The sequence below is a fragment of the Bacteroidota bacterium genome (assembly GCA_039111535.1).
Classification (GTDB): domain Bacteria; phylum Bacteroidota; class Rhodothermia; order Rhodothermales; family JAHQVL01; genus JBCCIM01.
In genome coordinates, this window is the sequence record JBCCIM010000031.1 from 21,587 (window position 1) to 41,353 (window position 19,767).

The 19,767-nt window shown below is 50.6% G+C and carries 10 protein-coding genes; 5 read left to right on the forward strand and 5 right to left on the reverse strand.

Annotated features, from left to right (window positions below; genetic code table 11):
• The first annotated feature begins 105 nt into the window (after window positions 1–105).
• Both AAF564_07250 and AAF564_07255 read left to right on the forward strand, forming a co-directional pair.
• A complete protein-coding gene (locus AAF564_07250) occupies window positions 106–2,886 on the forward strand; it encodes a protein kinase (protein ID MEM8485329.1) in 2,781 nt (926 codons plus the stop codon).
• 983 nt (window positions 2,887–3,869) lie between these two features.
• Complete coding sequence (locus AAF564_07255) at window positions 3,870–4,559, forward strand: hypothetical protein (protein ID MEM8485330.1); 690 nt, start codon at window positions 3,870–3,872, stop codon at window positions 4,557–4,559.
• Window positions 4,560–4,626: 67 nt separating this feature from the next.
• On the opposite strand, the gene AAF564_07260 is transcribed toward AAF564_07255, so the two are convergent.
• Window positions 4,627–12,960 carry an FG-GAP-like repeat-containing protein gene (locus tag AAF564_07260; GenBank protein ID MEM8485331.1) on the reverse strand — a complete coding sequence of 2,778 codons (8,334 nt, stop codon included), beginning with the start codon at window positions 12,958–12,960 and terminating at the stop codon, window positions 4,627–4,629.
• Window positions 12,961–13,694: 734 nt separating this feature from the next.
• On the reverse strand, window positions 13,695–14,132 hold the full coding sequence (locus AAF564_07265; GenBank protein ID MEM8485332.1) for a MarR family transcriptional regulator: 438 nt from the start codon (window positions 14,130–14,132) through the stop codon (window positions 13,695–13,697).
• 170 nt (window positions 14,133–14,302) lie between these two features.
• Between AAF564_07265 and AAF564_07270 the strand changes: the two genes are divergently transcribed.
• The 3 genes from AAF564_07270 to AAF564_07280 all read left to right on the forward strand — a co-directional run bounded on the left by AAF564_07270 (window position 14,303) and on the right by AAF564_07280 (window position 17,746).
• Window positions 14,303–15,130 carry an SDR family oxidoreductase gene (locus AAF564_07270; GenBank protein ID MEM8485333.1) on the forward strand — a complete coding sequence of 276 codons (828 nt, stop codon included), beginning with the start codon at window positions 14,303–14,305 and terminating at the stop codon, window positions 15,128–15,130.
• Window positions 15,131–15,255: 125 nt separating this feature from the next.
• The gene (locus tag AAF564_07275; GenBank protein MEM8485334.1) at window positions 15,256–16,542 is read left to right on the forward strand and encodes an amino acid permease; all 1,287 of its coding nucleotides are present in this window, start codon (window positions 15,256–15,258) and stop codon (window positions 16,540–16,542) included.
• A gap of 124 nt (window positions 16,543–16,666) precedes the next feature.
• On the forward strand, window positions 16,667–17,746 hold the full coding sequence (locus tag AAF564_07280; GenBank protein ID MEM8485335.1) for an aromatic ring-hydroxylating dioxygenase subunit alpha: 1,080 nt from the start codon (window positions 16,667–16,669) through the stop codon (window positions 17,744–17,746).
• A gap of 63 nt (window positions 17,747–17,809) precedes the next feature.
• Here the strand turns inward: AAF564_07280 and AAF564_07285 are convergent, their stop codons facing one another.
• From AAF564_07285 to AAF564_07295, 3 genes are all read right to left on the reverse strand, one after another.
• Window positions 17,810–18,619, reverse strand: a complete 810-nt coding sequence (locus AAF564_07285) for a permease prefix domain 1-containing protein (protein ID MEM8485336.1) — start codon at window positions 18,617–18,619, stop codon at window positions 17,810–17,812.
• Window positions 18,607–18,945: a PadR family transcriptional regulator gene (locus tag AAF564_07290; GenBank protein ID MEM8485337.1), complete on the reverse strand. Its 339-nt coding sequence runs from the start codon at window positions 18,943–18,945 to the stop codon at window positions 18,607–18,609. Before AAF564_07290 ends, AAF564_07285 begins: the two co-directional genes overlap by 13 nt.
• A gap of 296 nt (window positions 18,946–19,241) precedes the next feature.
• Window positions 19,242–19,685 carry a DNA starvation/stationary phase protection protein gene (locus AAF564_07295; protein ID MEM8485338.1) on the reverse strand — a complete coding sequence of 148 codons (444 nt, stop codon included), beginning with the start codon at window positions 19,683–19,685 and terminating at the stop codon, window positions 19,242–19,244.
• Between the last annotated feature and the right edge of the window lie 82 nt (window positions 19,686–19,767).

Sequence of the window (19,767 nt, forward strand, 5' to 3'; positions counted from 1 at the left end):
ACTTATCAAGAGCAGCATAACAGACTGGAGCAAATCAACATTCAGCAATCCCCTCTGTCCACATCCGTCATCAAATATCGCTAAACTAATAAAGCCCTCTGCAGGATGGACACGCAACGCTGGAAAAAACTGGAAGCACTCTTTAATGCGGCACTTGAGCTGACGCATGTGGACAGGGCTGCATTTCTGACGGATGCCTGTGCAGATGACGAGGCGTTGCATAAAGAACTTGTCGCCATGTTAAAAGCCAACGAAGGCAGCATGGCCATGGCCCTCGAAGAACGGCTGCTAACAGAAGACGATAGCCCCGAAGCAATCGACCTTGTCGGCACACATATTGGGCATTACCGCCTGGAGAAACTCATCGGTGAGGGAGGCATGGGCGAGGTCTACCTCGCGCAACGAGATGATGCGCAGTATAAACAGCACGTGGCCCTCAAGCTTGTCAGGCCTGGCTATCGAAACAACCAGATTATGGCGCGCTTCCGCATGGAGCGGCAGGTACTGGCACGGCTCACCCATCCAAACATCACGCAGTTACTCGACGGAGGCATCGACAACAACGGCCGACCCTATCTCGTGATGCAATACGTGGAAGGCATCCCGATTACCCAGTATTGCGATGATCACGCGTTGTCCATCAATGAACGCCTTGCATTATTCACCACCGTCTGCAATGCTGTGCAGCACGCCCATCGCAACCTCATTGTACACCGCGACCTCAAGCCATCCAATATTCTTGTCACAGGAGAAGGCGTCGTAAAACTGCTCGATTTTGGCATAGCCAAACTCCTCGATCCCGACTGGGAAATGTCTCTTGCCATCACGCAATCACAAATGCGGTTGATGACACCCGAATATGCAGCCCCAGAACAGGTAAAAGGCGAAGCCATCACAACGGCGACCGATGTGTACGCGCTGGGGATTTTGTTATACGAAATTCTTGCCGGCCGACGCCCCTACCACCTCAAAAATCGCCGGCAATCAGAAATCGAACGGATCATCTGCGAAGTAGCACCCACACGACCAAGCACAGCACTTACCGTAGCCACAAAACAAGAAGACACTGCAGCAACGTATTCTCCTAAAGCGGTTAGCAAAGCACGCGGCATAGGGTTGAACAGGCTCAAAAAAATGCTCCGGGGTGATCTCGACAATATCGTACTCATGGCCATGCGCAAAGAGCCTGCGCGGCGATACAGTTCTGCAGAGCAATTAACAGAAGACATCTCCCGGTTTTTGAAGGGACTGCCTGTTCGCGCGCAGAAAGACAAGACGCTGTACCGCATGCAAAAATTTGTGCGCCGGCACCGGGCTGCGGTACTCTTCACTACCTTCGCCATTACAACCCTGATAGCATTCAGTATTTTTGCAACCTACCAGGGTTCGCTGCTCCGCGTGGAACGCGACACAGCACAGGTTGAAAAGACCCGTGCTGAGAAAATGGTAGGCCTGCTTGTCAGCCTCTTTGAGACCGCTAATCCTAATGTTACCCCCGGTGGCGATACGCTCCGCGTGGGCACCTTTGTAGAGAAGGGGGCCAGGAAGGTCTTGCAAGAGGTAGAAGACGACCCTCAACTTAAAGCACAAATGACTTTCACGCTGGGCCAAATGTATGCGGCACAGGGACAATACCGCGAAGCACAGGGACTGCTGGAAGACGCCTATGAAATGCAACGCAAACTACGCGGCCCAGCAGACTCGGTGACAACGGGTTATCTGATGGCGTTGGCCACACAAACCTGGCGTTTGGGGCAGCGAGAAAAGGGCAAAGTCATGTTCGAAAAACTGCTCATCCACAACAAAGCAGTATTTGGAGAAACACATCCTCGCGTTGCCAAAAGCATGCAACTTCTTGCCTTGGCCACCAGCGACGTATTGGAAAAACAGGCGCTACTGGAATCTTCGCTACAGATTAGGCAAGAAATTTTGCCGGCGAATGACATTGAAATTGCGGACGGCCTGAATGCCCTGGCTACGTTCCATTTATTGACCTCCAATTATAGCCTTGCAGAGGAGAATTATCGCGCCTCGCTGGATATCCTTGAGCAAATCCTCGACAAAAACCACCCCAACATCCTGGCCGTCATGGGCAATCTGGCTTCAAGCCTGAATCAAATGGGTGATACCCCGCAAGCAATAACCATTCAAAAAGATGTGATCAGCAGGCTGCGGACGGTAAAACGCGACTCATCCGTACAAACAGCCAACGCCTGGAATAACCTGGCCGTGTATTACATTCACGAAGGCAAATTTGCAGATGCAAGGGACGCGCTACAATATGCCAACGGCTTGCAGACAGTTTTGCTGGGCCCCAAACATCATCGCGTATTATCTACAGCGCGCAACCTCGGCGTTGTATTATCCAAAATGGGCAATCACGAAGCTGCCAAAGCAATATTTCAAAATATCAACCGGCAAATAACAACCAGGAATGATCAGTTAAACATCGAGACAGGCTATTACTTTGGACAGTACGCTAACATTCTGCGAGAAGCTGATGCATCACGGAGAGAAATCGAAGACTACCTGCAAAGGGCCCTCGCGGCTGCCGAACAAACACGCAATAACGATCCCGAAGCCAAGCATACAAAGATAGCAGATATCTACCTCTGGCAAGCGATGTATTTGCTGGAAAATCAGGCGTACGCAGCGGCTGCACCTTACACGGAAGACGCGCTTGCCATGCGCCTGGCGCTTCTACCAAAATCCCATCCCCATATTGCCATCGCGCAGAGCCTGGATGGTATAACGCGATACCATCTCGATCAGAAAAAAGAAGCTGTTGCACTGCTTGAGGCCGGCAACAATGCGTTCCAGGCCCACTCACTTGTTGAACAACAATGGAAAGACGAGGCAAGCGCTATTTTAGCTGACAACTTGTGATGGGGAGTGTGTTCTCGTGCTTCCGAGGATTATTGCACAGTCTTCCTCAACGTCATGCAGGATTTAATCCGGTACCCAGGGTGCGTTGGCACTGCCAGGAAACAAGTAATCCAATGTGATATGCTCGCCTAGATCCCTCGGCCACGCTCGGGATGACATGGATACAGTATTACTCCATTCCTCATACATTCGGCACTCGAAATTCGACATTCGGCACGCAAAGACCGCTCACTTACCCGTCATGCCCAACTTGATTGGGCATCCACCCGGCTAGCAGATGCTATCACAAACAAATCCAACACCTCTAGCCATGCCTGTGGATCCCCAGTCAAGCTGGGGATGACGTGAATGATGGGTTGTGCCATCCCGACAGAGATCCCTCGGCTACGATCGAGGTGACATGGACGAAGGATAACGCCATTCCTCATACATTCGGCACTCGAAATTCGGTATTCGAAAATCCTCCCTGGCAACTTTTGAGGGATTACTGTATGCTGTAGCATGTACAACACAAATGGGCTTTGACGCATACTTGCCATGTTGCAACTGCTGTCTATCTTTTTCTTTATTCCCCTCGGGCTCAACGGCTATGCAACCGATCTTCTGATCGGTCATAGTGCGTATACGCAGCTTGTTGTACAAACTACGCTCGTAGAAAACGCATCCTTGGAGCAAAAGTCGGCCCTTGCGCTGCTTAGCGAAGATACAGGACTGCCAACGTATTTCACGGTCGAGCTACCGCATCCAGCAACACTTGCGTCCGCGCCTCCGTGCGCAACAACCTCACTGTTGCCCGTTTTTTCACCAGGGTTCACATTTCATCTACAAAGCCGACCTCCACCCACCCTTTGAGCCGGCGCCTCTCTTTTTCTTTGACACTAACATCATCCTTGGTTAGCCCTAGAGCATTATGCGCTGAAGCATAATGTATAGCCGGTACCCTTCTCAGTCGCTCATTTTCCCCATTTTTCCCAATATTCGAGATGAACAATACATCCAGTTTCCTGGGCTTTGGGTCCGCAGTTCTGGGCAGCATTTTGCTACTTGCCTTTACCTTCTGCTTTATTGCCCTAATAGCCAATAATCCGCAGATGCCGGCAGCATGGACCACTTTACCCGACTACCTTGCGTACACCCAACAAACCGATCAGGCCCTCAAGTACATCGCACAATGTTGCATGCTACTTTTCTGCCCACTGTTTGTCATCATGGCGTTCAGTCTACATGAAATAACACCACCGGCTAAACAATACTGGGCGCGCCTTGGTAGCGCGTTTGCTATTGGTTTTTGTGTACTTACCACAACCATGTACTTTGTGCAACTAACAACCGTACGACTTGGTGCAAAAGGGATTTACACATCGGGGATCGAACAATTTATTCAGTTTTATCCGTATGCCGGCATCTTATCGATAGGCATGCTTGGCATGACGCTTTTTCTGGGCCTGGCATCGCTATGCATGGCGCCGCTTTTCCGGGGAAACCGGCTGCAGGTGTGTATTCGCATCTTCCTGCTGATCAACGGTTTCAGTTGCCTGTCTGGAGGTTTAGCGTATGCATTCGATAATGTGTGGGTGATCAACTTGACCATGAATCTAGGCATGGGTGGTAGCCTGTTGATCCTGACCAGCCTGCTTGCGGTTTACTTCTCCAGACAACTGCGACATCTGTAAGCCCGACAATAAAAAACCCCGTCCCGGCGTAAGCCAGGACGGGGTTTTTAAATCGGTTATGGTCTGTTTACTTCATCAGAACCATCTGCTTGACAGACTCGAAAGAGCCGGCGCGCAGGCGGTAGATGTACACACCACTTGCAACCATGGAGCCAGAATCGCTGCGTGCGTTCCACACGGCTTCGTAGCGACCTGCATCCAGGCTACCATTGATCAGCGTCGCTACCCGGCGACCCATCATGTCGTAGACTTCCAGTCTCACATCCGTTGCTTCTGGAATATCGAAAGCAATGTTTGTGGTTGGATTGAATGGGTTCGGATAGTTGGACTTGAGTGCAAACTCAGTTGGCAGATCAACAACGTTGTCGATTGACAGCATGTCCTGACCGAATTTAGCAGCTGTTGCAGCACCACCACGTGGGCTTTCTGCAGGACCCTGTCCTGACGGTACAAAGCTGCCATCCTGCGTGAGGAGGATTTTGTCGATCATGGTGCCGTCTTCGCGCATCCAGATGTCGATCGTGTTGGTGCCGGCTGACGTGATACCAAGCGACTGTACGGCGCCTTTGGTATTGACGTTGGTCCATACCCAGGAGCCAACGGTCAGCGTCTCCATCTTAGAAGCAGATGGGTTGCCAGCAAGACCAACGTGGACAGAGTTGTCATCCGTTGTAGCAGCAAACATGCGCACCCAGACGACATACGAACCGGTGTTCGTGATGTCTACTTCGTACGTCATGTGCGGGCTACCAGATACGCCGTTCTTCTTGATCAGCGTGCCCGTGTTCGGATCAGCAACCATTGCACCAGCGCCACTGAAGTCAGCCTCGCTTGTGCTTGAGATCCACATGTGACCACCGTTGTCGGTGTTGGTATCGAAGTTTTCGACTTCCATCACAACCAGACCATTCTCTTCGATGAACGGACCTGTTGCATTTGGATCTGCAACCAGTACGTCATGAGCCACCGTGTTGGTGTTCGCGAGGTCATCCGTTACCGTCAATGAGACATTGTAGGTACCGTATGCAGCGTACACATGCACAGGGTTCTGATCGGTAGATGAGTTGCCATCACCGAAGTCCCATGCCCACGATACGATCGTGCCGTCATCCGTGCTTTCGTCTGTGAAGGTTACGGTCAGGTCAGCGGCTACTTCAGAGAAGGCAGCGACAGGAGCGCCGGCTGGATTCTCTGTAGCTTCACCAGTCAACTGAACGATCTGCGTACCGTTTGAACCAGTGTGCTCGATGTTCACCTGTCCCGTTCTGATTGATGGCGCGCTCGTGATTGCTTCGATGATCTCGATAGCGGCCACGATTGAAGGCTTGCCATTGGCGAGCGGGAAGCTGAGGTCGATGCTGGCATCCGCTGGCGTAACATTGAAGGAACGCATCGTTCCTACGTTACAGGCGTTGCCGGCCTCGGCGTACACATCGAAACCACTCAGCTCGGTTACCCCTTCGATTTCAACATCGAACGTACGGCTACCCACAGCACAGCGAGACAGCTCTACGAAGTACAGGTTGACTTCATAGGTGGTACCGGCTGTGACCGGGAATGCCCATTCCATGTAGGGTTCTGGCTGGTTGGCATCTTTACGCTTGCTTTCAAAAATGTCAAGCGGTGTACCTGCAGGAACCGTTGCGTCTGCCGTAGCTGTGACTGGCTCAGATTCCGTGTTGCAGCATCCAGGTACAATGTACACGGATGGAGAAGCCTGAGAGTCTTTCTCCCAATCATCTACATTGCCACCACCAGCGTTGACGCGGTACAGTACGTCGCCAGGGGCCAGAATTTCTGGTCCTGTTACCGGTGCCGGTGTGAAGGTTACATCAAACGAACCTACGCTACTTGCAGCGACCGTTACCGGCGCTGTGAGATCGTGGCTAAAGTCGCTTGCGTCCGTGCCTGTGATCGAAACAGCCGTCACATCGATGTCTTCCGCGCTGTTGTTTGTCAGCGTGATTGTCATCGGTGCAGAAGCAGAACCTTCGTTTACCTGACCGAAGTCGATATCTGTAGGCGTAGCGATCAGTGTTGCGCCGCTTGCAGCCGTAGCTTCACCAGCGAGGTCAACGTTGAGTACTGGGTTTAGGCCTGTGTTGTTGATCACAAGCTGGCCTTCGCGCATGCTCGTGCTAACACCTGAAGAACCAACAATCTCGATCGCTGCCAGGGCAGACGGCTTACCGTTTTCAAGCGGGAAGTTGATGTCGAGGTTGGCGTCCAGCGGCGTTACGATGAACGAGCGCATGATGCCCACGTTACAAGCGCTGCCGGCTTCAGTGAAGATGTCGAGATCTTCGAGTACTGTGGTGCCTTCAACTTCGATGTCGAATACGCGGTTGCCAACAGAGCAACGCGACATTTCAACAAAGAACAGGCGGATTTCAATTTCTTCACCTGCAGTTACAGGGAAGTCCCACTCCATGTATGGCTCAGGCTGATCAGCATCAAGGCGCATGGCCGTGAAGAGGTCAACCGGTGTACCTGCTGGTACAGAGGCATCCAGGGTTGGCGTTGGTGAATCCGTTTCGATGTTGGAGGATCCTGCGAGCAGGTAAGCAGATGGCGTTGTCGCCGAATCTTCTTCCCAGTCGTCAACCAGTGAACCACCAGCATTTACACGGAAGAGTACGCCTTCAGGTAACAACATCTCTGGTCCGGCAGAAGCTGTCGGTGAGAAGGTTACGTCGAAGGTGCTCGTTGAGCCACCAGCGATGGTAACAGGTGCAATGAAGTCGTGGCTGAAGTCGCCAGCGTCTGTACCTGTTACATCGATTGAGCTTACATCAACAGAGGCAACACCCGTGTTGGTCAGCGTCACGGTTGAAGGTGCTGAAGAAGAACCTTCACCCACCTGGCCGAAGTCGATGCTTACAGGATCGACGGTAAGGACTGACACCCCACCACCTGTAGTCACTGATTCACCGCTCAGGTCAACATTAACCGTTGGGTTTTCACCATCGTGTTCGATCATCAACTGCGCAGCGCGCGGATCTGTTGTCGTGCCGTCAGATCCGAGGATCTCGATACCAGCAAGCACAGAAGGTTTGCCGTTTTCCAGCGGGAAGTTGATGTCCAGGTTAGCATCGGTAGCTGTGATCGTGTACTCACGCATGATACCAACGTTACAGGCGTTGCCAGCTTCAGCAAATACGTCGAAGTTATCCTGAACAAGCGTGCCTTCGATTTCTACATCGAATACGCGGTTGCCAGCAGAACAGCGAGACATTTCCACGAAGAACAGGCGTACCTGGTATTCTTCACCTACAGCAACCGGGAAGTCCCACTCCATGAATGGCTCGGGCTGGTTAGCATCGAGGCGCATCGTTGTGAAGAGATCGGTTGGCGTGCCAGCTGGTACAGAAGCATCCAGCGTTGGCGTTGGTGAATCGGTTTCGATGTTGGTAGAGCCAGCAAGCAGGTACGTAGATGGTACTGCGTCCGTATCTTCTTCCCAGTCATCAACCAGTGAACCACCAGCGTTGACACGGTAGAGTACACCTTCAGGAAGCATCATCGCTGGTGCTGCCGTTGCCATTGGCGAGAAGGTTACGTCGAACGTGCTCTGGCCACCAGCAGCAATAGTCAGCGGACCACCTGCAAACGTGTGGCTAAAGTCGCCGGCATCGGTACCTGTGATTGTTACAGCCGTAACATCAAGATCTGCTGAACCAACGTTGTTCAATGTCATCGTCTGCGGTGCAGAGCTGGATCCTTCATTGATCTGGCCAAAGTCAACGCTGGCTGGATCAACTGTAAGGACACCACCTGCGATACCACTCTCAACGATGAGATGGCGCTGGTTCATTCCCAGGCCTGTCTCAACCTGAACGATACCAGATGGCCAGGTGATGGTAAGGCTTGTAATAGATGTTGCAGAACCGATACCGAAGTGCGCGCCGAGATCGTCACCGCCACCAAGGCTTGAACCACTACGGGTTTCGTAGTACTGCGTAACACCGTCAGAAGTCAACAACTCAAGGCGAGAACCGATACCATCGCGGTTACTGGATACCCCTTCGAGGTCGAAAGCAATCCAGTTGTTCAGGCCGTTGTCGTTGTTTTCGTAGAGTTTGGTGTCGCCGGCATAGTTCACGATGAACATGTCGAGGTCACCATCCTGATCGTAGTCAGAATAAACACTGGTACGTGTCCGTGTTGGATCATTGAGTCCACCACTAGAAGCAGAGACATCCGTGAAGGTTGCGTCTCCGTCGTTATTCCAGAGTACAGATTCTACAACTTCGGTGTCTGAGTTCATCGCGCCGGCTGCAAGGTAGAGATCCTGGAAGCCGTCGTTGTCATAGTCGAAGAAGTTTGCACCCCATGACCAGTTCAATGAAGAAACACCTGCAATGTCCGTAGCATCGGTGAAGGTGCCACCGTCGTTGCGAAGCAGCACTGTGCCGGCGCGTCCCATCTGACCAACAGGAATTGTACCGTCGTTTCCGTTGTCAGAGATGAACAGGTCAAAGTCGCCGTCGCGGTCGTAGTCACCTACTGCGAGCCCCATACCATTCTGGCACCAGTCAGCATTGATCGTTCCAGCTACTTCGGTGAAGGTCCAATCCGTTACACCGTCTGTTCCGCCATCATTGCGGTAGACTTGCTGTGGTGACGTGCCATCAAATGGGCAGTCATGTACAACAAAGACATCAAGGTCGCCATCAGCATCGTAGTCAGTCCATCCACCAATGAAGCCCATGCCTTCACGCGTTGTACCCATCAACATGTCAGATACATCGGTGAACGTGCCATCTCCATCGTTGTGGTAGATGTAGTCCTGTGCTTTGATTTGCTCAGTGGCACCCGTTGCTGTGTTGGCAGCAATGTTCATGTGGTTTGCAACGTAGAGGTCAACAAAACCGTCCTGGTTGTAGTCGCCCCATGATGCTGTTGTACCGCGGCGTTCTTCAGAAGACTCAAGGCCAGAACCAGACGTGATGTCTGTGAACGTACCGTCACCGTTATTCCGGTAGAGTACGTCATTGTCGCCATTGGCAAGGAAGAGGTCCTTGTCGCCGTCGTTGTCAAAGTCAGCAACAGCTACGCCGGCACCGTCATTGGTTGCATCCTGTACACCAGCTGCAGCAGCCACATCCGTGAACGAGCCGCCGTTGTTCTGGTAGAGGAAGTTAGCACCGGTACGCATGGTAACGTAGAGGTCCTGGTCGCCATCGTTGTCGTAATCGAACCAGGCTGCACCCGTACCCATGCCCATGTCGGCAACAGCACCACCATCGTGCGCCAGATTAACGCCAGCAGCAGCAGTTACATCAGAGAACAGTGCCGCAGGCGGCGCTACATCTTCAATAACCAGGTGACGCTGGTTGATACCCAGACCAGTTTCAACTTGTGTGATGCCTGAAGGCCATTTGATGGTTACGCTTGTAACTGATCCGTTCAGACCCAGGCCAAAGTACGCTGCCTGGTCATCGCCGGCACCAAGGCTGGAGCCGCTGCGGATTTCATAGTGCTGCGTTACACCGTCTGGTGTTTCAACTTCAACACGCGCACCAATACCATCACGGTTACTGGCAACACCTTGCAGGTCGATAGCCATCCAGTTGTTGGATGTGCTCAGGTTGTTACGGAAGAGTTTAGACTGCTGTCCGTAGTTCACAACAAACATGTCGATGTCGCCGTCATCATCGTAGTCAGCAAATGCAGACGTACGCGTGTTCAACGGATCGTCCATACCACTGGCAAGTGATACGTCGGTAAACGTACCGTCACCATCATTCTGCCAGAGCGCGTTTTCCAGCGCAACAGCAGGATCCATAGCACCAGCAACCATATAGAGGTCCTGGAACATGTCGTTGTCGTAGTCAAAGAAGTTGGCACCCCAAGAGAACTTGTTGTTGTCAACATCTGCAACATCCGTAGTCTCGATGAATCCACCTGCGCCGTCACCCTGCAACAGTACAGCACCCACGCGCTTCGGAGAAGCAGGGTATTCTGTAGTAGTTGCACCGTTGTCCGTGAAGAACAGGTCCATGTTGCCATCGCGGTTGTAATCACCAACTGCGAGACCCATACCGTTCTGGCACCAGTCAGCACCAGCGGTTTCAGCAACCTGCGTCATCGTCCAATCTGTAACAGGGTCCGTACCGCCATCGTTGCGGTAGAGACGCATTGGGCCAGAGTTGGCGCCAAATGGACAGTCACGAACCGTGAAGATATCGAGGTCGCCATCGTTGTCGTAATCGGTCCAGCCGGCGATGAAGCCGCGACCTATGCGATCCAAACCAAGCAACTCGTCAGATACATCGGTGAATGTACCGTCACCATTGTTGTGGAATACGTAGTCCTGCTCGGAGTCACCCGTGAAGGTAGCTGCCGGCGCCGGCATGTGGTGTGCTACGTAGAGGTCAAGCAGACCGTCCTGGTCGTAGTCACCCCATGAAGCAGAAGTACCACGACGATCTTCGGTAATTTCAAGACCGGATCCCGTGGTGATATCTGTGAACGTGCCATTACAGTTGTTCTCGTAGAGGACATCTGAATGGGTGTTAGCGAGATAGATATCTACACAACCATCATTGTTGTAGTCAGCAACTGCAACACCTGCGCCCGTACCGGAAGCGTCTTCAACACCAGCTGAAGTCGCTACATCGGTGAAGGAGCCGGCATTGTTCTGGAAGAGCCAGTTGCTGCCTTCGCGGTTAGTCATGTAAAGGTCAAGGTCGCCATCGTTGTCATAGTCAAACCAGGCGCTACCCGTACCAATTGGCATGTCGCCATCAGTAGCACCGCCATGTGTTACTTCTGCACCCAATACAGAAGCCATGTTGGTGAAGAGGAAATCAGTGGTGCCTGCGGCTTCCACGATGTTCATGCGCTGGTTTACGCCAACGTTGTTCAGCGTCTGAACCGTACCTGAAGGCCAGGTAACAGTGATGCTTGCGATTTCTTCGTCTGATCCTACGCCAAAGTAGGCACCGGTGTCGTCACCGCCACCCAGGCTTGAACCACTGCGGGTTTCGTGGATCTGGGTCCCGCCGGCTGAAGTCAGTTCGATGCGGGCACCAATACCGTCTAAGTTACTGGTTACGCCTTCAAGATCGACAATAAGCCAGTTGTTAGAACCGCTGTTGTCATTTCTCCAGAGTTTTACGTCGCCAGCATAGTTGACGTAGAACATGTCAGGGTCCCCATCCTGGTCATAGTCGCCATAAATGCTAACGCGGCCGCGGCCGGTGTCATTCACACCCTGTGCAACTGATACATCAGTAAATGTGAAAGCAGGACCGTCGCTCTCCCATAGTTTGGCTTCGATCAAAGCAGAGGCGTCATTTACAGAGCCGGCAGCCATGAAGAGATCGAGGAAACCATCGAGGTTGTAGTCGAAGAAGTTTGCACCCCAGGAGAAGTTCAGCGTGTTAACGCCAGCTGCATCCGTAACGTCGGTAAATCCGGTTGCGCTGTTGGCAAGCAGGATTGTGCCGGCGCGGTTCGGATCCGTACCACCTGGAGCTGTACCGTTATCGGTGTAGAACAGGTCCATGAAGCCGTTGCGGTCGTAGTCACCTACTGCAACGCCCATACCGTTCTGGCACCAGTTGCCATTAACTGTGCTGGCAACTTCAGTAAACGTCCAATCGGTCACACCATCGGTGCCACCGTCGTTCCGCCAGAGATCCATCGCACCTGAGCCGTCAAATCCACAGTCGCGGATCAGGTAGATGTCGAGGTCACCATCGTTGTCGAAGTCTGTCCATGAGCCAATGAAGCTCGCGTTTTCACGCTCTGAGCTACCCAGCATGTCGTCAGATACATCTGTAAAGCTAAAGCTTCCGTCGTTATGGAATAAGTAGTCTTGATCTTTTGTTTTGTCGTCAACTACGCCATACCCAGCAACAGGTGTGTGATTTGCAACGTAGAGGTCGAGTAGACCGTCGCCGTCATAGTCACCTACGGAAGCAGAAGTACCGCGTCGTGCACCTGAAGACTCAAGTCCAGAACCCGTGGTTACGTCTGTAAACGTCCCGTCACAGTTGTTTTGAAAGATTACATCTTCATTGCTATTCGCGAGATAAAGGTCTTTGCAGCCATCATTGTTGAAGTCTGCAGCTACGACGCCGGCACCGTCGTGTGATGCGTCTTGGACGCCGGCTGTTGCTGCGACATCGGTAAATGTGCCGCCATTGTTTTCGTACAGGAAGTTAGCGCCTAAACGCATCGTCATGTACAAGTCGAGGTCACCATCCTGGTCATAATCGAACCAGGCAGCGCCGGCACCAACCCCCATGTCGGAAGGATTCCCGTCATGTGGCGTCGTGATGCCCGCACCAGCGGTAACATCGACAAATTGAGCGTGTACCTGAGCGGCCGGCAGTAATGCGAATACCAGCAGCGCCAGGACACAGGAAAATATTCTTGTGAAATGAGGCATGTACGTCACCAAACGTGTGCTTGCAGTTTATTGTGGATACGCTTCTTGGTGGGAGGACTTCTCGGGAACAGGAGAAAGAAGCCCCCTAAGAAAGCAACAGGATGGGCGCTATTTGTCATCCACAGGTGAAGGGGGTGTTTATCTCTGGCGCGGATATTCAGAGACATGGCATGCTGAAGCGCAGCCAATTGATAGCCATTCGTACTACATCACTATGCGCCAATCTGCCCGTGTCGATAAGCCATTTACCTATTAAGGCGCGCAAACATAAAGGGACGTGTTAATCCTTGCATGGCAAAAAGTGGTATTTTTGCATGCATGAGGGTAGTTTTCAAGGCTGGTTAGTTGTTTTCACATGCCTTGAAAAAGGGTGTTTAAACCGGTACAAAAAAGAGGAAGGAGTTTGTTGAAACTGTTTTCAAATTGTGGCGGCTTGCCCAGCACAGGCGTGCGCCAAATTGTGAAGAACTTGTGTACTGATTGATAGCCCGTTACCCGAAAAATCATAGCTGATTTTCCCGCAGAAACAGTTGCCTTTCACACAGTCGAGCGCCGGCTGTATAGAACCTGGAGGTGTCCTTTTACACAGCTTACTTCAGTAACCTGAATGACCTCAAATTATGCAAGCAGATCCGGCGCACACTGTGGGTAAAAGCAGCGCTACAGGCGTAAGCCAATCAAGCTAAACCGAAACAGCTTTGCATTGGATTTGCCTACAAGGGAGTTCGACTTGATTACTCGACTGTAGTCGCCGTGGTCATTCTTGCCAGTAGCGCTATAAACGTATCGCGCTCTTCATCTGCCAGCGGTACAATCAACTCTTCAGCTACCGTGCGGTAGTTCTTCGCCTGCACCTCAAACAGATCTTGTCCGGCTTTGCTCAACTCTACAAGCCAAACGCGGCGGTCTTGTTTGCTCCGTACGCGCACAACCTTCCCTTTTTCTTCCAGCCTGTCGATGAGCGATGTGATTGCGCTCTGCCCCACCCCGAGGTACTCCGCGATTTCGCCCATCCGGCAGGCACCGTTCATACCCAACACATCGACGGTCAGGAGTTCCTGTTTGCTGTAATCCGCCGGCATCCCCGGCTGGTTACTAACTACCTTTGCATACAGGTAGCCGAGTTGGCGCAGCGCCTTGGCCAGCGCTTCTATTTGTTCGGTATTAGACATCGATCGAACGGATTGTACTGATTGCCCACGTTACCGGAAAGATAACAAATAGTTTCCAAAATAAATATTTCATTTTTTGAAACATTTATTTTTCTGAACATGTATATCTCGAACCAAACGGGGCAACCACCCTGACTCACAGAAACAAAGCATAGCAACATACAACACCCATGAAGCAAACCATTCTTATAACAGGCTCCTCTTCAGGTATTGGTAAAGCAACAGCACAACTGTTTGCAGACAAAGGTTGGAACGTAGCAGCAACCATGCGCACGCCGGCTAAAGGAGCTGACCTTGCAGCACATGAAAACATTGAAGTCATCCAACTCGATGTAACAGACAAAGCCAGCATCGACAATGCCGTCGCTACAACGCTGGAGAAATTCGGTCGCATTGATGTTGTACTGAACAACGCCGGCTACGGCACCTTCGGCCCGCTTGAATATGCAACAGACAAGCAGGCCAGAACGCTGATGGACACACACCTGTTTGGTGTAATCGACATCACCAAAGCCGTGTTGCCAACCATGCGCACGCAGAAAAGTGGCATCATCTTCAACGTATCCTCCATCGGCGGCACGCTTACCCTGCCGTTTGTAAGCCTCTATCACGCAGCCAAATGGGCCATGGAAGGCCTCTCGGAGTCGCTGAGCTTTGAGCTTGCCCCATTGGGTATCAAAGTCAAAATTCTCGAGCCCGGCGCAATAGGTACGGGCTTCCTCGAAGCGATGGAACAACACGTGGGCGAAGGCGAGAATGCATATACGCCGGCAGTGCAACGTATGATGGCAAACTTCGAGGGGCTAACCGAGCACAGCTCAACGTCGGAATCAGTCGCGGAAGTGGTATATGACGCCGTGCACGATGATTCAGATACCATTCGCTACCTCGCCGGTCCGGATGCTGTGGAAATGTACAAACAGCGCCGCGAAGTTGGTGATGAAGCCTTTATTAAAGGCCTCGCGCAGCAGATGCTTGGTGAAGTTGCCGCAAGCTAGCAGCATTTGACGTCTAAAACCTAAAACGGGAAGGTAGCCTCACTGCCTTCCCGTTTTGCTTTTGGGCCAATACTGCTTCAACTTGCTATGGTTGGAGATCGTAGCTTCGTTACCTACCTTCCTCCATGGCTGATAAAAAAATAGGTTTTTGGCCGAGCACAGCGCTTGTTGTCGGGAATATGATTGGCTCAGGAATTTTCCTGTTGCCCGCTTCCCTCGCGCTATACGGAGGCATTTCGTTGCTTGGTTGGCTTGTGGCCGCAGGCGGGGCCATGTTGCTCGCCGTGGTTTTTGGCAACCTGGGTCGATACGCGCCTGATGCAACCGGGGGGCCGTATGCTTACACAAAAATTAGCCTCGGCGAATTTCCAGCCTTTCTTGTAGCCTGGGGGTATTGGATTTCTATCTGGTCTACCAATGCAGCCATTACGGTAGCGTTGGTCGGATACCTGGCCGTTTTCTTTCCCGTGCTGTCAATCAATCCGATGGCGGCAATCCTGACCGGGTTGTGTTTTATCTGGTTGATTACCTGGGTGAACACGAAGTCCCTGCAAACCGTTGGCGTGGTGCAACTGACTACCACCGTGCTCAAGGTTGTCCCCATCTTTCTGATTGGCCTGTTGGGGCTTTTCTACTTGAAAGGCGCCGGCACATTTCCAGTGTTTAACCTCTCCGGCGAGTCAAATATTTCTGCGCTTACCGCGACAGTCACCCTTACCTTTTTTGCTTTTCTGGGGGTTGAAAGCGCCACAATTCCAAGCGCTAATATTAAAGATGCGGCGCGCACTGTTAAAAAAGCGACGGTTGTGGGTACCGTAGTTGCCATCGTTGCCTATGTGCTGAGTTCAGCCGTGATCATGGCGCTGATTCCGGCTGAAACACTTGCTAATTCCAGCGCGCCTTTTGCTGATGCAGCAGCGGTAATGTGGGGAGAATCAGCGCGAAAACTCGTTGCGTTAGGTGCAGTTATTTCCACGCTGGGCGCGCTAAATGGCTGGATCCTGATTCAAGGCCAAATCCCAATGGCAGCAGCAACTGACAAGTTATTCCCCAAAGTTTTTGGCAAACAAAACAAGTCAGGGGCGCCGGCTGTCGGGATTGTGTTATCCAGCATACTGGTTTCTGTGTTGATGATGACCAACTACCACAAAAGCCTGGTCGAAGCATTTACATTTATGATGCTGCTCTCAACACTTTCTGTACTCACACCATACTTGTTCTCTATTGCCAGTTACGGACTCATGGTGTTTGAAAAAGAGGAGGAAGGTAAAAAAGGCAAACTTATCGTAGCGTTACTGGCGTTCTGTTTTTCAATGTGGATTGTCATCGGATGCGGCCACGAAGTGGTATTTTTGGGCTTCATCCTGCTGATGATGGGCATCCCTTTTTATGTCTGGCTGAGACGGACATGATCCCTTTTCGCTAGTGATCTACACACCGTAAATGCACCCCTAACTAAAGTCTAACCTATGGGGCAAGATTCTCTGGTATGATACAAAAAACCTTCTACCTGTAACCTGTAACGTTCAACCACACATGCAATACATTGTAGATCCTGACATTACCCGAGCTGAGACTTTACCAGCCGCTTTCTACAAAGATGCCGCTGTTTTTGAAGCACTGAAAGAAAAGGCATTTGCAAAAAGCTGGTTGTGGATCGGTGATGAAAGCCTCGTCCCGTTACAAAATACTGTGCACCCTTTTGTACTGCTGGACAACTTTATTGGTGAACCGATGGTATTGGCCAGAGATGGGGCTGATAACATCACCTGTTGCTCCAATGTGTGCACGCACAGAGGCAACATTGTAATACAAAATCCCGGCCGCACCAAAGGACTGCTTTGCAACTATCACGGCCGGCGATTTTCACTGGATGGCCGCTTCAAATCGATGCCTGAATTCAAGGAAGCAAAAAACTTCCCCCGGCCCTGCGATGATTTACACGCCTTTCCCGTTGGGCAATGGGGCCCTTTCTTGTTCACCGCACTCGATCCAGGTTTTGCGTTTTCAGAACTGGTGGATTTGATGAACGAACGTATTGGCTTTCTGCCGCTACATGCGTTTGAACGCAACACGCAGCTGAGCAAGGATTACCTCGTCAACTGCCACTGGGCCTTGTATTGTGACAACTACCTCGAAGGCTTTCACATCCCTTTTGTCCACGAAGATCTGAACAAAGCATTGGACTATGGCTCGTATGCTACGGAGACCTACGATCATGCCGTGTTGCAAATTGGATATTCGAGTGGCGGAGACGAGGTATTCGACTTACCAGAAGGGCATGTCGATTACGGTAAAAACGTGGCGGCGTACTATTACTGGGTTTTTCCAAATATGATGTTCAACTTCTACCCCTGGGGGTTATCTGTGAACATCGTGCATCCGTTGAGCATGAACAAAACGCGGGTGTCCTTTATCTCTTATGTGTATGATGAACAAAAACTAGACGCCGGCGCCGGTGCACTGCTGGATAAAGTGGAAAGGGAAGATGAGTTTGTGGTAGAAGGCGTGCACAAAGGCTTGCAGTCGAGGTTTTATACCACGGGCAGGTTCTCTCCAACCAGAGAACAAGGCGTGCATCATTTCCACCAACTACTAGCAACTTGTTTGAGCTAGTAATCCATCGTTTATAAAACGTACTGCTGTTGCCGCTTCAATTAGCATAACCAATGGCTGAAGCTAATTCTTAGCAATGCTAGTTATCGCTATAGTTCCTTGTTTTTGTCTAAACAATGCGTAGCCCAACATAACACCTATAATGGGATCGCCTACTGTCGTTACCAGAACGATGAGTATCGAATCAGCCGGTAAGCCAGCCAGCACGAGAATAGATGGCATCATAGATATGCTTACAAAGAAAAGATATACCCCAGTAACCAATACTGTTAATCTCCAAGCCCAGGCTTCCCTAAAGAATAAGGAGATGACTAGGATTAAAAATGAGGTGCGAAATAGGCTTTCATTATCATATATAAAACTTGATACCCGATACGGAGCACTTATGTAATCTACTATCAAAAGCGTAGCCAAGATGATAACAAAAAGCTTAACAGTAGAATTCTTAATGAACGTAAAGGCGGTGAAAATGGTCAAAACAGGGAGCCACCATGCAACTATGGCAAAAACGCTTAAGCCATTAAATACATTCGTTGAATACAGAAGCGAAGGTGCATAGCCAGTTTTGAACTGATACACCTGAGCAATGACAAACGCAAAAAGCCCTACGATCAAATAAAGTGCTCGTAAAAAACTAAAAGCAAGCCAACTAGCAGATTTAGCATTAATGTATTCCTTACGCAATGCCTTGCTCTGACCCAGAGCTAAAGATGCCACTTGAAACGCTTCAGATTCATTCATCCCCTCTTGTATGTTTCGTTGAAATGTTTCCCTTAGATGCGACTCTAGCTCATCGATATCTTCGTTAGTAAAAGCTATATCCTCCTGAAAGCTTTTTCGCCAACGTTGAATCTCGTCCTCTAATCTAAACATAGCTTAGGCCCCCACAATTGTCCTAATACCGCGTTCGCCACGTGCCACTGCTCTTTTTCAGCAGCAAGCTCACGCAATCCTTTTTGAGTGATTTGGTAGTACTTTCTTTTGCGTCCCTGAGCAGATTTATGCCAATTCGAAGTTATAAACCCCTGCTTTTCCAAACGATGCAAAACCGGATACAATGCTCCTTCTCTCCATTCAATCTTATCATCCGATAATCGTTTTACTTCTTGAATGATTGCGTACCCATAGTTCTCACCCTTACTGAGCACACCCAGAACAATGGGTTTAGAAGAAGCAGCTGATAATTCTCTAGAAATCATTTTTTACCTCGATGATCTATGCAAGATACAAACAAATACATAGATGATCAAGGTGTCAAAATAATTCATACTAGAACCTATAAAAACCTTCAAAGCTGAGGCCCTTTTTTTAGATCGTGAGCTGTATTCAGAAATGCTCCTTGTTTCTCAGGCGATCAGCGTTAGTTCGAAACCGCACCCACATTATATCCTTTCTGGGATAGGCTTTATATACATAAACAAAATGGGCCAGCTGTGAAATAACTGGCCCATTTTGTACTTAAAACGAAAACAATGTAAAGAGAACATCGACAGTGTCAGGCTACTTCGAGAAAGCTCTTTAACATCCACACGGTTTTTTCGTGCACCTGGATACGGGCGATCATCAAGTCTTCTGTTTCCGAATCATTTGCATCGCCGGCGGCATCACGCGCAGCTTTGAGGTCAGCAAGTAGTTTCTCGTTGGCATTGACCAGGTGTTGAACCATCGCTGTGGCACCTGCGTCTTCAGCAATTTCTTCGATGCCGGCCATTTTCGAAAGATTGGATAACCCACCGGGTGCCAGCGCACCTTTTGCGCGGATCCGCTCTGCAATTTCATCTACAGCTACAAAGAGTTCATTGTACTGTTCTTCAAAAGCGGTATGCAGCGAAAAAAAGGAAGGACCGCGAACATTCCAGTGGCAAAGATGGGTCTGGCCGATCAGGGCATAGGTATCAGCAACAACTAGTCGGAGTGCATCAACTACAGGTTGATTCATGTATCTATGGGTGGATTTTTTTCTTTATTAATGGACACTAATAGTACACGACAGCCCGCTTCTGCAACCAATTATTGGCCAC

What these genes read in the sequence shown, in the direction of transcription:
- AAF564_07250 (MEM8485329.1), top strand. Translation starts at nt 106, where the DNA reads ATGGACACGCAACGCTGGAAAAAACTGGAAGCACTCTTTAATGCGGCA.
- AAF564_07255 (MEM8485330.1), top strand. Translation starts at nt 3,870, where the DNA reads ATGAACAATACATCCAGTTTCCTGGGCTTTGGGTCCGCAGTTCTGGGC.
- AAF564_07260 (MEM8485331.1), bottom strand. Translation starts at nt 12,960, where the DNA reads ATGCCTCATTTCACAAGAATATTTTCCTGTGTCCTGGCGCTGCTGGTA.
- AAF564_07265 (MEM8485332.1), bottom strand. Translation starts at nt 14,132, where the DNA reads ATGTCTAATACCGAACAAATAGAAGCGCTGGCCAAGGCGCTGCGCCAA.
- AAF564_07270 (MEM8485333.1), top strand. Translation starts at nt 14,303, where the DNA reads ATGAAGCAAACCATTCTTATAACAGGCTCCTCTTCAGGTATTGGTAAA.
- AAF564_07275 (MEM8485334.1), top strand. Translation starts at nt 15,256, where the DNA reads ATGGCTGATAAAAAAATAGGTTTTTGGCCGAGCACAGCGCTTGTTGTC.
- AAF564_07280 (MEM8485335.1), top strand. Translation starts at nt 16,667, where the DNA reads ATGCAATACATTGTAGATCCTGACATTACCCGAGCTGAGACTTTACCA.
- AAF564_07285 (MEM8485336.1), bottom strand. Translation starts at nt 18,619, where the DNA reads ATGTTTAGATTAGAGGACGAGATTCAACGTTGGCGAAAAAGCTTTCAG.
- AAF564_07290 (MEM8485337.1), bottom strand. Translation starts at nt 18,945, where the DNA reads ATGATTTCTAGAGAATTATCAGCTGCTTCTTCTAAACCCATTGTTCTG.
- AAF564_07295 (MEM8485338.1), bottom strand. Translation starts at nt 19,685, where the DNA reads ATGAATCAACCTGTAGTTGATGCACTCCGACTAGTTGTTGCTGATACC.